Origin of the sequence: Rhodopirellula baltica SH 1 (assembly GCF_000196115.1) — a bacterium.
GTDB lineage: Bacteria > Planctomycetota > Planctomycetia > Pirellulales > Pirellulaceae > Rhodopirellula > Rhodopirellula baltica.
In genome coordinates this window covers 2,490,031-2,504,902 of the sequence record NC_005027.1, presented here as the reverse complement: position 1 = coordinate 2,504,902, position 14,872 = coordinate 2,490,031, and the positions used below count along the sequence as shown (strand labels likewise).

11 protein-coding genes are annotated in these 14,872 nt (G+C 55.8%); 10 read left to right on the top strand and 1 reads right to left on the bottom strand.

Annotation, left to right across the window (positions count from 1 at the left end):
- Window positions 1–124 precede the first annotated feature (124 nt).
- The 4 genes from RB_RS09745 (at window position 125) to RB_RS09730 (ending at window position 7,364) form a co-directional block, all read left to right on the top strand.
- Window positions 125–940, top strand: coding sequence for a TetR/AcrR family transcriptional regulator (locus RB_RS09745; RefSeq protein WP_037228279.1), 816 nt, complete (start codon window positions 125–127; stop codon window positions 938–940).
- Window positions 937–2,427 (top strand): efflux RND transporter periplasmic adaptor subunit, encoded by a 1,491-nt coding sequence (locus tag RB_RS09740; RefSeq protein WP_011120143.1) that lies wholly within the window; start codon window positions 937–939, stop codon window positions 2,425–2,427. Before RB_RS09745 ends, RB_RS09740 begins: the two co-directional genes overlap by 4 nt.
- On the top strand, window positions 2,424–5,621 hold the full coding sequence (locus tag RB_RS09735; protein ID WP_164921798.1) for an efflux RND transporter permease subunit: 3,198 nt from the start codon (window positions 2,424–2,426) through the stop codon (window positions 5,619–5,621). Before RB_RS09740 ends, RB_RS09735 begins: the two co-directional genes overlap by 4 nt.
- Before the next feature lie 138 nt (window positions 5,622–5,759).
- Window positions 5,760–7,364, top strand: a complete 1,605-nt coding sequence (locus RB_RS09730; RefSeq protein ID WP_007327627.1) for a permease — start codon at window positions 5,760–5,762, stop codon at window positions 7,362–7,364.
- A gap of 144 nt (window positions 7,365–7,508) precedes the next feature.
- Here RB_RS09730 and lipA read toward each other — a convergent pair whose 3' ends face one another.
- Window positions 7,509–8,459, bottom strand: a complete 951-nt coding sequence (gene lipA, locus RB_RS09725; protein WP_008665013.1) for a lipoyl synthase — start codon at window positions 8,457–8,459, stop codon at window positions 7,509–7,511.
- A gap of 89 nt (window positions 8,460–8,548) precedes the next feature.
- Between lipA and smpB the strand changes: the two genes are divergently transcribed.
- The 6 genes from smpB (at window position 8,549) to RB_RS09695 (ending at window position 14,816) form a co-directional block, all read left to right on the top strand.
- Window positions 8,549–9,181, top strand: coding sequence for an SsrA-binding protein SmpB (smpB, locus tag RB_RS09720; RefSeq protein ID WP_011120141.1), 633 nt, complete (start codon window positions 8,549–8,551; stop codon window positions 9,179–9,181).
- On the top strand, window positions 9,181–9,897 hold the full coding sequence (locus RB_RS09715) for an ABC transporter ATP-binding protein (RefSeq protein ID WP_011120140.1): 717 nt from the start codon (window positions 9,181–9,183) through the stop codon (window positions 9,895–9,897). The genes smpB and RB_RS09715 overlap by 1 nt, the downstream gene beginning before the upstream one ends.
- On the top strand, window positions 9,894–11,261 hold the full coding sequence (locus tag RB_RS09710; RefSeq protein ID WP_007327631.1) for an ABC transporter permease: 1,368 nt from the start codon (window positions 9,894–9,896) through the stop codon (window positions 11,259–11,261). Before RB_RS09715 ends, RB_RS09710 begins: the two co-directional genes overlap by 4 nt.
- A 173-nt stretch (window positions 11,262–11,434) precedes the next feature.
- Window positions 11,435–12,784: a right-handed parallel beta-helix repeat-containing protein gene (locus RB_RS09705; protein WP_011120139.1), complete on the top strand. Its 1,350-nt coding sequence runs from the start codon at window positions 11,435–11,437 to the stop codon at window positions 12,782–12,784.
- A 153-nt stretch (window positions 12,785–12,937) separates the two neighbouring features.
- Window positions 12,938–13,474 (top strand): sigma-70 family RNA polymerase sigma factor, encoded by a 537-nt coding sequence (locus RB_RS09700; protein ID WP_164922804.1) that lies wholly within the window; start codon window positions 12,938–12,940, stop codon window positions 13,472–13,474.
- A 1-nt stretch (window position 13,475) separates the two neighbouring features.
- On the top strand, window positions 13,476–14,816 hold the full coding sequence (locus RB_RS09695) for a FecR domain-containing protein (RefSeq protein ID WP_011120137.1): 1,341 nt from the start codon (window positions 13,476–13,478) through the stop codon (window positions 14,814–14,816).
- The last annotated feature ends 56 nt before the right edge of the window (window positions 14,817–14,872 follow it).

Genomic DNA, 14,872 nt, shown 5'->3' with positions numbered 1-14,872 from the left:
GCAGCTGTTCGATCTCTTCGCGTCAGATGAAATGCCGAGCTCGTATTTGAACGACCCGTAGTTTTTTGACGGAATGTCAAAAATGACATCTTGTCAAAAAGAGGCGTTGGACGATCATGGGAGTATGAACCAAGCGACCATTGAAAAAGCGACGGCGAGCATGACGCCGAAGCAACTCGAGATTCAGCAACGAGAATCACGCATTCTCGATAAAGCCTTTCCGATGCTGCGAAGCGGCGGAGTTGGCGCAATCAATATGAACGCCATCGCGAAAGAGATGGGGTGCACTCGTGGCACGATCTACAACCATTTCGCCAACAAAGAAGAGATTTTGCTCGCGCTCGCGACGCGGTCGGTTCGCCGTCGAATTGCGTTGTTCCAGTTTGCGATGGAAAGCCAAGCGGAGTCTCGCGACCGTTGTGCGGCGGTTGGAATTGCGGTCGAAGTTTATGCCGACTACATGCCCGACGAATTCGCGATCGAGCAAATCATTCGGCACGACGTCGTGTGGCAAAAGACATCCGAAGGCAGACGTGATGTGTTGTCGGATTGCGAGCAATTGTGCATTGGTTCGCTCGGCCAAGTAGTGCAAGCCGCTATTGAAGTGGGTGATCTAAAGCCGCAACGTGGTCAAACGGCGTCGGAACTGACTCAGCAACTGATCTTCGGCCTGTGGTCGCTCAGCTACGGTGGATTGGTTTTGGAAGCGACCAGTCCATCGCTGAAAGCGGCTGGGATTGATGACGCGCGAATGACCATCCGCCGCAACGGAAACCTTTTGCTGGACGCTGTTGGTTGGCAACCGCTTTTCAACGCTCGTCGATACAACGCTTGGTCAAAACGCTTGCGTCCAGTGTTGATCGAAACCGCAAAGAAGATTCGGCAATTGCCTTGCAATAGCGAACAAGATTTTGCCCTCGCCACTGAGTCCGCATCATGAACGCACCATCGCACTCCATCCAACGACGCTCATTTTGGAACGCTCGGTCATTCGGGGTGATTGCCTTCGTTGTGGTGATCGGAGCGGTTCTATCGGCTGCGTTTGGACCGGGTGTCATCGGGTTGGATCCCGCTCCGGCAGACGACGGATCGATTGGGTTGGAAACGCCGCGTCTGCATGTTCGCGTGGTTCAAGCCCAATCGATTGAAGGTCCGGAGTTGTTCCACCGATACCGCGGTGATGTCATCGCTCGTCGCGATAGTTCACTCGCGATGCGACGCGGTGGACGATTGCAGGATGTTGCCGTCCACGAAGGCGATCTGGTCAATCGCGGCGATGTTTTAGCGCGGATCGATGTTGCCGATCTGCATGCCGCTGCCGCATCCGCCGACGCGGAAATTGCAGCGGCGGAGGCTGCGTTGGAAGAGGCAACCGCGGGGCCTCGGTACCAAACCATTCGAGCAGCCGAAGCCAGAGTTCAGCAACTCGAAGCCCAATGGACCGCTGCGAAAAATCGATTCGAGCGTCAGCGATCCCTGCGTAGTCGCGGAGCCGGAACGCAGCAAGAATATGACGATGCCAAATTCGCCACGGATGCTCTCGCCGCAAATCAAATGTCGGCGAAGGCTGAGCTTGATGAGCTGAAGGAAGGAACGCGGCAAGAACAAATTGCGGCCGCGAGGGCAAGATTGCAATTGGCGAAGGCTGCTCGTCAGCGCGTCGAAGTGGATTTGTCCGACAGCCAAATTGTGGCTCCATTTGATGGGGTGATTGCATCAAGGTTGTTCGATGAGGGATCGATCATCGGCCCCAATCAACCCGTTTTGCGAATCTTGGAATCGCCGCCGGTCCACGCGACGTTTGGAGTTCCAGCCGATGTTTCGGATTTTTTGAAACTGAACGATCGGTTGCGTGTTTCCGTTGGCGAAGCCGGACCCGACAGTTCTCAACCGGCTCGTGTGATTCGTATGCAACCGCAGATCAATCCCGTCACGAGGACTCGCGTTGTCGAAGTGGAGCTGGAAGCCGACGACACAGTCGCTGCGGCCGAGTCCATTGGCTGGATCGGCAAGACAGCAACCCTTTGGGTGCCTTGGGCGAAGACGCGAACGCAGCAAGATGATTGGATCGCACACAACGATGGAGTCGACCGGGTGCCGATTTGGGTGCCAACATCCGCCTTGGTTCGTGGTGTCCGAGGATTGTGGTCGGTCTATGTAGCCGAACCCACGCTGGGTTCAGATTTAAGTGCTGACTCCGCCAACACCACACTTGATGGTAATGACACAAACGTCGTCGCCATCAGTCGAAGAGATGTCAAAATCATTCGAACCGCCGGCCAGATGTCCTTGGTTTCAGGGTCGGTTGCGGGAACGGAGGCGATTGTGGTGGAGGGGACTCAGCGGGTTGGACCGGGAGTCCGTGCGGTTGCGGTTTGGGAATCGGAAGCGTCTTCGTTGTCATCTCAAGAGACGGCAGCACGATGAGCGAGCAGGTTTCTTCCGTGAAGGACAACATGGTTTCCAATCAGACTTGGTTGGAACTTGCTGCGAAACGGTTTTTCAACGACCGGCGTTTGCTTGTTCTGATCCTTGCATTGATCTTGGTCGCGGGGCTGAGCAGCCTGGCGATTTTGCCGCGAATGGAAGATCCAGTTCTGGCCCGTCGTGTGGCGTTGGTCAACACTCGATTGCCCGGTGCGGGCGCCGAACGCGTCGAAGCGTTGATCACGGAGAAGATCGAAGACCGACTGCGAGACATTGAAGAAATCAAAGAGCTTCGATCGGTAAGCCGTGTTGGAATCAGCACCGTTTCGATTGAACTTCACGACGAGGTGACCGAAACGGATACGGTTTGGTCGCGGGTGCGAAGCCGGATTGAAGATTCGCTCCCCAGTTTGCCGCCCGGTGCATCGCGTCCCGAATTTGATGAGTTGGATGTTCGCGCTTATGCCTTGATCGTTGGGCTGACCTGGCACGGTGACGGTCCCGCGGACACCAGGTTGCTGCGGCGTTTGGCGATCGACCTGCAAGACCGAATGCAGAATGTGACCGGCACCGATTCGATCGATCGGTTTGGCGATCCTGGAGAAGAAATTGACGTACGGTTGGATCCACGCAGGCTAGCGGCGATGGGATTGACTCCGTCGGACGTGGCGTCGCGATTGGCGTCGTACGATGCGAAAGGGACCGCTGGTCAGTTAAGAAACGCTCCGATGCAAATGCTGATCGAAGTCGGCAACCAATATGATGCGACCGAGCACATTGCCTCGATCCCCATTCGTTCCGGCGACGGAATCGACATTCGGCTCGGTGAACTCGCGCAAATTCAGCTGGCTGTGCCGGATCCGCCGGCAACGGCTTCGTTGATCGAGGGTCACGAAGCGGTTGTGTTAGGCATGATGGTTCGTCCTTCCTATCGAATTGACACGTGGACCGAGGATGCGGAAGCCGTTTTGGCTGAAGTCGCTCTGACGTTACCTGATGGTGTTCGTCTCGACACGGTGTTGCGGCAACGTGATTATGTGGACGATCGTTTGAAGTCTTTGACCGGCAATCTATTGATGGGGGCCATCGCCGTCGCTTGCGTGATTTGGTTGTTGATGGGGTGGCGATCAGCATTGATTGTGACGCTGACATTACCACTCGCCAGCTTGATGGTCTTGTTTGGGTTGCGTGTCGTTGGCATTCCAATTCATCAGATGTCGATCACCGGTCTGATCATTGCGTTGGGCTTGTTGATCGACAATGCGATCGTTGTGGTCGATGAGGTGCAGGCTCGTTTGCGGAGCGGCATGTCGCCTTCCAATGCGATGACGAGCAGCGTTTCTCACTTGGCAATTCCATTGCTCGGTTCGACGCTCACGACCGCACTCGCGTTTGCACCAATCGCTTTGATGCCCGGGCCAGCAGGTGAGTTTGTGGGCTCGATTGCGATCAGCGTGATCATGGCAATCACGTCATCGTTGTTCTTGGCTTTGACCGTCATTCCAACGATCGCATCGCGAGTCCTGGCCAGTTCTTACAGCGTGGTTGAGAGCGAAATTCGGTCCTCTGCACCCCGGCTTCGGTGGTGGACCAATGGAATTCGATTGCCGCGGGTGACTCGAATGTTTGAATCCGTCGTTCGCTTGTCGGTGCGGCGTCCTGCGATCGGGCTGGCTATTTCTTTCGCATTGCCTGTGCTCGGTTTCGGTCTGGCTCAAACATTGGAAGAACAGTTTTTCCCACCCAGCTCACGCGATCAATTTCATATCACCGTGGAAGGCGACGCGACATCGTCTTTGGCGACAACACGAAAGACCGCGGAAGTGGTCGACGCGATGGCCCGTGAGATGGGGGCCGAACGGATCGACTGGTTCTACGGCGAAAGTGCTCCGCAGTTTTACTACAACGTGATCGCGAATCGACGCGGCACCGCGAACTTCGCACAGGCGCTCGTGCGAATGCCTGAAGGTCAAACGCCCACTCCGGTCATCCGCGAATTACAGAAGCGACTGGACCAACGCATTCTTTCCTCCCGCGTGTTGGTGCGGCAGCTTGAACAAGGTCCTCCTTTCGCTGCCCCAATCGAAGTCCGATTGTTTGGCCCCGACTTGAACGTGCTGCGTCAGATTGGTGAAGACGTCCGCGCACGTTTGACTCGGATGGATCACGTGGTTGCGGTTCGAACGGATCTAGCGGAAGTCTTGCCGCAACTGACACTGGATATCGATGATGCAGCGAGTGCTCGCGCTGGGGTGACGCCGAGTGAGGTCTCTCGCCAGCTTTCAACCGCGTTGGAAGGCCAGCGTGGTGGCAGTGTTTTACAAGGCAACGAAGAACTGCCGATCATCGTTCGTGTTCAGGCCGATGATCGAGGCGACTTGGCCAGTCTCGAGAGCATGGACTTGGTACTCGCCTCAAGGGTTTCTTCAGAGGGTGACCTTTCTCCGGCTCAGTTGATTCCCGTTTCCGCGTTCGCGACAACGAAGCTGCAGCCTGAATCGGCTGCGATTCCGCGGCTGAATCGGCGGCGAATGAACGAAGTCGCTGCTTTTTTGGATGCGGGTGTGCTTCCTAGTTCTGTTCAGCGTCGGCTGGAAGCGGATTTGGAATCGGATCCGTTGGAATTGCCCGCCGGTTATTCAATGGAATTCGGCGGTGAAGCGTCTAAGCGGGATGACGCGGTCGGCAATCTTTTTTCGACGGTCGGTGTGTTGGCGGTTTTGATGCTGGCAACGCTGGTGTTGTCGTTCAGTTCGTTTCGGATGGCAGGCATCATTTCGGTGGTCGCCGTCCTGTCGATCGGCTTGGCGATGGCTGCACTTGCGATCAGTGGTTATTCGTTCGGATTCATGGCGATCATCGGCACCATGGGGTTGATCGGTGTCGCCATCAACGACTCGATCGTGGTGTTGGCGGGAATTCGAGCCAATCCGAAAGCGTCCGCTGGCGACATCGAAGCAACGGTTGCGGAAACCATGCACACGTCTCGGCATGTGGTCGCGACGACACTGACAACCATGGCGGGCTTCACGCCGTTGATTCTGGATGGTGGAGGTTTCTGGCCACCGATGGCGGTTTCGATTGCCGGAGGCGTCGCCGGGGCAACTTTGTTGGCGTTGGTCTTGGTTCCGACGCTTCATCAGCGATTGCTACGAGCACCCTGCGGCGAAGAGCGTTCCGCAGTCACGGTCTGAACGCCCGCGTGTAGATGCTAGCGTCCATGAATAGGACCTAGCCCTCGCGGGACGAAAACGATGCCGAACGACAGGTTGTGATTTTGGTCGAAGGCTCGTATTGTCCGGCCAGTTTCTTTCCTTGGGGCTTCGGAGACCATGAACCCAATTCTCGTTCTCCTGTGTGTGATTGCCTTGGGCCTGCTGGTTGGCCGCGTTTCTTTTCGCGGCATCTCGCTGGGCACATCAGCGATCCTGTTTGTCGCTTTGCTTGCCGGGCATTACGGATGGACCATTCCAACCGGCTTCGGAACGCTTGGTTTGGCGTTGTTTGTCTACTGCGTCGGAATCTCGGCCGGGCCCACTTTCTTTCGCGGTCTTGCGTCACACGGCCGAGCCATGGCGATCACCGGATCCGTCATTGTTTTGACCGGTGTCGCGGTGACGTGGACGAGCGCACGTCTGTTGGGATTGCCCGCCGAATTGGCTGGTGGGTTGATGGCCGGTGCGATGACCAGCACGCCTGCTCTTGGTGCGATCACCCAATCATCGAGCGATCCCGCTGCCGTTGCGGTTGGTTTTGGTGTCGCCTACCCGATCGGAATCATCGCGGTGGTGTTGTTCGTGCAAATCGCGATCAAGCTGTTTGCTAAACCAGGCGACAGCGATGGCACCGATTCCGCATCGGAAACATCGGGCCAATCGAGTGCCGAAATCGCCGAGTCCAACAGCATTGGAAGGCGAGTCGTTCGCATTGCCAATCCAGTTGTCTCGGGCAAGCGTCCCAGCGATATCGTCGCCTTCGCGGATTCGCCATGCCAGATGTCGCGAGTTCAACGAGAAGGTCGTTGGCGTCCCACGCCGCCGGACTACCAATTCGAGATTGGTGATGACGTCATGTTGGTTGGCGGAGCGTCTGAGATTCGCCGAGTGTCAGAAACACTGGGTGAATTGCAAGACACGGCGGAACCAGTCGTCGATGCGGATCGCGAACGTCGGTACGTCGTCGTGACATCACCGGAAATTTACGGTCGGACGCTCAAAGAATTGCGTTTGCGATCGAAATATGGTGTGACGATTGTTCGAGTCCAGCGTCACGATGTGGAATTCGTTCCGTCGGCCCGCACTCGCATTGAGTTTGGTGATGGCTTGGTCGCTGTTGGTGAACCGGATGCACTGGCAAAGATTGCAAACGCCGTCGGGCATCGCCCTCGCACGGTGAACGAAACCGATCTGTTGTCTCTTGTCGCTGGCATTGTGCTCGGAATCTTCGTCGGCAACCTGTCGCTTCAGATCGGCGAATTTTCGATGTCACTGGGAATTGCCGGTGGCCCATTGATGGTGGGGCTCATCCTTGGGCACTTTCGACGGCTCGGACCCATTCGGGGATCGTATCCTCCCGCAGCGATGCTTTTGATGACAGAAGGTGGCTTGGCGTTGTTTCTTGCGGATGCAGGATTGAACGCGGGTGCCAACGTTGTCGAGGTGTTGATGGAACGCGGAGCAATGCTATGCGTGGCAGCCGCAGCGATCGCGATCATTCCATTATTGGTTGGCTTCGCCGGATCAAGGTATTTCGGAGGCCGAACGTTGTGGCAATCGCTCGGTGCGACCTGTGGCGGAATGACGTCCACGCCGGGATTGGCTGTGTTGACGGGAGCGACCGATTCCAGCCAACCGGCAACCAGTTACGTCGCGGCTTATCCGGTTGCACTGGTCTTGATCACGGTTGCCGCACCATGGTTGGTCGAACTGATCGGCTGATCTGGTTACCAGAGATCTGTTTGCCTGAGTACAGATATGGTTACCAGAGTAGAGATCTAGTGAACTGAGTAGATCGGCACGATCATCGCCGCGTGATTTTCCACCGCGGCTTTGATGGACCAAGTGAAACGTCGAAGTCTGCTCTCACTCAGTCTCGGCCATGTCACGGGCGTGGTAGCTACTTCGCACAAAGGGGCCACTGGCGACCTTTTTGAATCCCATTGATTTGGCGATGTCGGCCAATTCATCGAATTCTTCTGGCGGAACATAGCGAACGACGGGCAAGTATTTCTCGCCCGGTTGCAGGTACTGGCCCAACGTCAGGAAATCGACATCGTGTTCGCGAAGATCTGACAGAGCGTCGAGCAACTCGCCTCGTTCTTCGCCCAATCCAAGCATCAAACCGCTCTTGGTTTTGACTTCGGCGTCGTAGCGTTTGACTTGCCGCATCATTTCCAACGTCCAAGCATAGTCACTCTTTGGACCGCGGACTCGGCGGTAAAGACGTGGCACGGTTTCCATGTTGTGATTGAACACGGTCGGTTTTGCTTCGATGACCCGAGCCAACGCTTCCTTGCAGTGCACAAAGTCAGGCGTGAGGACTTCGGTGGTCGCCCCGGTGCGTTCCCGAACTGCGATGACGCAGTTGTGGAAATGGTCGGCACCTCCGTCGGGCAAGTCATCTCGCGTGACGCTGGTGATGACAACGTGCTTCAGCCCCAATCGTTCGGCCGCTTTGGCGATGCGATCTGGCTCATCGACGGCGGGGGCAGCCGGTGGGCGTCCACGGCTGACGGCACAGAAACCACATGGGCGGGTACAAACATTCCCCAGAACCATGAACGTCGCCGTTTGCTGGCTGTAGCACTCCATCCGGTTGGGGCACTTGGCGTTGTCGCATACGGTTTCCAACCCGTATTCTTCCATCAACGAATCGGTCAAATGATTCGAGTTGGATTTGGGGATGGGCCGCTTGAGCCAACGTGGCAACCGTCCCGTCGAGCTGACGTCGGTGCCCGCAGGCATTTCTGGTTCGGCGACAACTGGCAATCGAAAAGCCATCGGCGTCTGTCCGGATGAAAGGCAAAAAATCAAAAATCAATGATCGGCAGCGAATCGAACCGTTCCGAGGAACCGTCCGTAACCCAAGCCGACTCTGGTCAGTGTAATGACCATTCATTGTAGTGGTCCGGGCGGAAATCGAAAATGGTCGCCCCATCCTGCTTTTGTGGGTTCCCGATACAATCACGACCATGTCAAAGAACAAAAGTAAAAAGCAGCCCACCTTGACTGAGGCTGGCGCAAAAAAAGCGGCCGGTAAGAAGTCTGGGAAGGGCAAAGGCAAAAACGCGAAAAAGAATCAACCGAACATCACGCCGGTCGCTGAAAACCGCAAAGCCAAGTTCCGTTACGAGATTCTCGACAGCGTCGAGTGCGGCATGATGCTGATGGGCAGCGAAGTCAAATCGATGCGAGAAGGCAAGCTTTCCCTCGACGAGGCTCACATTCGGGTGACCAATGGCGAGTTGTGGTTGGTCGGTTCCGATATCGCTCACTACAACAACGCGGGAATGTGGAACCATGATCCACGCCGGCCTCGCAAATTGCTGGTGCACGCCAAAGAGTTTGACAAATTTGCAGGTCGCGCATTCGAGCGGGGGCTGACACTGATCCCGCTGCGGGTGTACTTCAGTGAACGAGGCCTTGCCAAATGCGTGATGGGTTTGGTCAAAGGCAAAAAACTGCACGACAAACGTGAGACGATCAAAAAACGCGAATCCGACCGCGGGCTGCAACGAGCCATGCGGCGGAAGTAATGAACTGCCATCCGGCGAAAGTTAACAGCGACATGCTAGCGATTGAGAACCTGATCAAACGATTCGATCAACCGGGTGGAGGCGAACTGACGGTGCTGGATGTGCCGCAGTTCAACATCGCGGTGGGCGAGCAAGTTGCCTTGATCGGACAAAGCGGTGGCGGCAAGACGACTTTGTTGCACCTGATTGCTGGCATGCTGACGGCGACCTCCGGTTCGATTCGCATCAACAATTTGGAACTCACTCGGTTGAGTGAACAAGGCCGAGATCGTTTTCGTGCCGGAACGATTGGCTACGTCTTCCAAACATTCAACTTGTTGCCCGCGTTCTCAGCACTTGAGAACGTCAAACTCGGCATGTCGTTTGGCAGCGGCAGTGTCGATGCAACTCGAGCGTCGGATCTGCTCGATCGAGTGGGATTGTCCGATCGAGCCCACTACCGGCCGAATCAATTGTCGGTCGGGCAACAGCAGCGCGTCGCAATCGCGAGGGCTCTCGCAGGGCGTCCGAAACTTCTGCTTGCCGACGAACCCACCGCCAATGTCGATCCGGCCAGTGCCGACACGGTGTTGAATCTGATTATCGACTCCTGCCGTGACGAAAACATCTCATTGTTGATGGTCACGCACAGCATGGACGTCGCTCAACGTTTTCAGCGTTGTGACAAACTCGAAGACATCAACCGAGCCTTCTCGCCGCTGGGGGCCGGAACATGAGCCTGTTATTCATCGCGTGGCGAAACTTTCGCTACCGAGCTTTGTCGAGTTTCTTGACCACGTTGTCGCTGACGTTGGGCGTCGGGTTGGTGGTTCTGGTGATGTCGGTTTATGGCATCATCAGCGAAGCCTTCGTTCGAAATGCGTCGGTGGGATACAACTTGGTCGTCGGTCCCAAAGGCAGCACGCTGCAGTTGACGCTCAACGCGGTCTACTACCTCAGCCAACCGATCGAGAACCTACCCTACACGGAATACATGGAGTTCTATCCGAAAGAGAAACGGGCGGAGATGGTCCGTACCTTCGGAGGTGATCCCGCTCTTGGTGAACGCGATGGTGTTTACGCGGGATTCATGACGGATGGCTATGCGATCCCGCTCGCACTGGGCGATTATTTCGGTGAATTCCGCGTGGTTGGGACGACACCGGACTTTTTCGAATTGTTGAAACACGGTCCCGATGCCGATCAGCCGTTCACGTTTGAAGAAGGTCGGAACTTTGAGTTCCACAACGAAGAGAACAGCTACTTTGAATGTGTGCTTGGTTCTCGCGTGGCCGCTCAAATGGGGATGCGAGTCGGTGATGTGATGAAACCCACTCACGGGGACCCGGAAGGCAAAGGCCACGGACAAGGTTTCCAAATTGTCGGTGTTTTGGATCCCACCGGGACACCCAACGACCGAGCCGCGTTTGTGAACCTGGAGGGTTTTTACTTGCTCGAGGGACACGCGAAACCGATCCCGGATGACGCTGTGATTGTGTTGCCCGAGTCCGCCGAAACGGCTGGTCCAGACGATCCATTGTTGCTGACGATCCCCGAACGCGAAGTCACGTCTATCTTGGTTCGCAATGGGAATTTGATGATGGCTCCCATGCTTCAAAATCGAATCAAAGAGAGCGTGCGGGCGGAAGCGGCAACGCCGATCGGAGAGATCAACAAATTGATGACGATGATCGTTGGCCCGCTCATGCAAGCCTTGCTGGCCATCACGTTGATCACCTGCGTTGTTGCCGCGGTCGGTGTATTGGTCGCGATCTACAACTCGATGAACGATCGCAAGCGGGACATTGCGGTGATGCGTGCCTTGGGTGCTCGCCGCGGCAGTGTGACATGGATCATCCTGTTCGAAAGTCTCATCATTGCCTTGGTTGGCGGCATCGCTGGCTGGGTGCTGGCTCATCTCGGAATCCTCGCCGCCAGCCCATTGATCGAAGCGAGGACAGGGGTGCAGGTTGGTTTCTTCTCGATGAGTACCTATGAGCTTTATCTGTTGCCATTGGTCATCGGATTGAGTTTGCTTGCTGGGATCGTTCCCGCCGCATCCGCTTACCGCACCGATGTGGGGACCAACCTGTCGGCCTAGACCATCGTCTAGCCGCTCGGTTGATGCAGTCAGGTGTGCTCACGACCTCGGTGATCGGCTCCATGCTGTTGTCGCCGAGCTCCGATCGTAGGCAAAGCCGACGGGCGACAATCGACCTCGTTGAGAATGCTAGACTGGCCGGTCCTACCTCCCACCATTGAGAATGGACCACCATGAACTGCTGTCCCGCCCGCCGAGTCTCTTGTTGTCTCTTCCTCGCGTCGATCACGGCGTTTTCCGTTTGCTCGTTCGTGATTCAGCCGAGCGTCTCCGCGGCTGACCCGATCGGAGATGGCGTTGCCGACGACACGACGGCAATCCAAAAGTGGATTGACGCCGAACATGATGTAAGCCTTCCTGCGGGAACCTACCGCATCACGCGGCCGCTTCGAGTTGACCTGAAGAGCAACGGTTCGATCGCGTTCAAAGGGATGGGGCGAGTTCGAATCGTGATGGCAGGGGCCGGTCCTGCAATTCAAGTCGTGGGCACGCACGCTGGAACTGCCGACCCAAAGACGGTAACCGATGAAGTTTGGGATCGGCAGAATGCTTTGATCGTTTCCGACTTGGAAATCGTCGGCGAACATCCGGATGCCGATGGAATCGAACTTTCGGGAACGATGCAGCCCACGCTTCACAACCTGACCATTCGCAAGTCACGACACGCGATTCATTTGGTGAATCGCAATCGCAACGTGATCGTCAGTGATTGCCATCTCTATGAAAACTCAGGCGTCGGATTGTTCTTAGACGCCGTCAATCTGCACCAGATCAACGTCACGGGAAGTCACATCAGCTACAACGCTGGAGGCGGGATTGTCTTACGCGGCGGCAACGTTCGTAACTTGCACATCACCGGATGTGACATCGAAGGCAACATGGGACCCGCCGATGCCGCGTCTTCCGCGAACGTTTGGATTGTCAGTGGATCGGGATCGATCGGCGAAGTTGCCATCACGGGTTGCACGATTCAGCACACCCATCAGGGAAAGGATTCCGCCAACATCCGGATTAATCTGCACAGCGAGGCCGTCAACGGCACGGATGAACGGCGACACGGCAATGTCACCATCAGTGGTAACATCCTTTCCGACGCTCAAGTGAACATTCACTTGCGTCATCTGCGGAGTGCAACCGTCACGGGCAACACCATGTGGCAGGGTTTCCACAGCAACCTTGTGATGGAGCACTGCGAATCAGTGACGCTCGCGTCCAACGCGATGGACCGGAACCCTCGCTACCACTTGGGACGCAACTCGGTCGCCAAACATGGCGTTCAACTAACCGACTGCCGCGATTGTGTTCTTTCCGCGAATGTGATCCGAGGTGTCCGCGAGCGTCCCGCGGTGTTGGAAATGACTCGTTGTCAGCGCATCCTGATACAGGGCGGACTGTTTTCTGACGACACGGTACCAGCCATTCTTGCGGTGGAGTGTTCGGACTGCTTGATCCAAAACAACATCACCCGCGGGGGCGATTCGCCGATTGTTTTGCGAGATTGTAAGAGCATGCGGACGGATTGATTGACCGCGTTCTTTTGGCGGGTTGCTCGGTCCCTGACGTGTTTTGGGCAAGTCATTCTCGCGGAGAACTTTTTCTCGAAAGTCGCGAGAATTTGCGGCAGGTTGCTTCGGGGACTCAAATAGGTAGTCATGTCCCCATCCCACGACCCGCCGATGCAAGCTCCGCAGCGAGCGTTGACCGAGAGCGATTTTATGCGTCTCTTTGTCAAGCACGAAACCGCTCTCCGAGCGTTCGCAAGGTCGATCCTGCCCAACTGGAATGCGGTCGATGATGCAATCCAAGAAGCCAGTGTGACGATGTGGCAAAAGTTTTCGCAGTTGAATGGCGAAGACGGTTTTCTTCCGTGGGCCAAAGTGATTCTGCGTTTCAAATGCCTCAACGCGGTCACCGGTTTGCGACGCGATGGCCGGCTACTCAGCGATGAAGTGCTCAAGCAAATCGCGGACGAAGCGGAAGCGATTGAGGCAGAACGAATCGCCGAAATTCGATCCGCTCTTCAAGATTGCATGACCGAATTCTCTCGGCCGCACCAGGAATTGTTGATGGCACCGTACCAGGGCAATGTGCAGCTCACCAAGCTCGCAGACGACTGCGGCAAAACCGTCAACGCGTTTTACAAATTGCTGGGACGACTCCGCGTAAAGCTCTCGGCGTGCGTCCAGCAACGTTTGCAAATGGAGGCGTCCTGAGATGAATCCAGATGAACTGATTCAGCGATACATGATGGGAACGCTTTCCGAATCCGAAGTGATCGAACTGGAAAGCCAACTCGCCAACGACTCGAACTTGCGTAAACAATTCGTGATCGCGGCGGCCACCGACACCGGGTTGCGTGATCTGGCGATTCAAAATTCGATGGAACCGCCGGTCGTCGTTGGTTCCACAACCAATCGAAACATTTGGTTGATCGGTTGGTGTGCGATGGCAGCGTCATTGTTGCTCGCGATTGTTCTCACGACAGGGACGAACGAGCCACAACCAATCGCGATTCTCAGTACCAGCGAAAACGCCGCGTGGGAAAGTGTTCTGCCGACGACGGTTGGATCCAATTTGGTCGCCGGCGAAATGAAGTTGATGACCGGGATCGCAACCGTGGAGTTTGGATCGGGAGCCAAGATGACTTTCGAAGCTCCAGCCCAGTTTGAACTGGTCGATGCGATGCGGGTTCGCATGGTTGACGGTGCCGCCGTCATCGATGTGCCTGAGTCCGCACACGGTTTTGTGGTCGAAACACCCGGTGGATACGCGGTCGATCACGGAACCCAATTCGCGGTCTCGGTAAAAGAGTCAACGCAAACATCGGATTTCGAAGTGCTTCAAGGTGAAATTTCGGTTCACCATCCTGCAAGCGGCGAGGAAGTCCGATTGTTCGATGAAGAGTTTGCTTCGCTGTCAAATGACGTTCTGTCAGCGCATCCCGGATTGTCGTCCGAACAGGAATACGACCAATCCAACGCCGCTGGTCCACAGCTGCTTCGCATCGGAACCGAAGGTCGCGCTAACTACGTCATTCGGAACAATCGACGAGGCAAGTGGATTCACCCTGAGATGCTGATGGTGAAACGAGCGGACAGTCGTAAGTGGGATATGCGAGCGTTCTTTTCAATGAACGTCAGCGGCGTGGATCTGAATTCAGTCACCACCGCTCGTTTGCGTTTGAATCAGGTTCCCAGTGGGAAGGGCTTTGCTTCTCGATTGCCAAAACTCAACACGTTCGCGATTTATGGTGTGACCAATCCGTCCAAAGAAGTTTTAAAAGACGAATCGACCTGGGAAGACGCTCCAGACATCACCGACGGAATACTGCTCGGCAAGTTTGATGTTCCCCGCAGTCAACAGACCGGAACGTTTGGCATTCAATCCGGTGTGTTGTTGGAATTTCTGCGAAGCGACGCAGATGGAAAAGTGACCTTTGTCTTGATTCGCGAATCAGGGCTGATCGAAGGCACCGACCGCGGTTTGGTCCACGCATTTGCCAACGATGCCCACCCCGAAGTGTCCGGGCCGTTGCTGGAGTTCACCTTGGATTGACTTTCGATTCGACTGCGGCACGCCACCCAAATCACACTGCTTCGCCGGTGTACTCA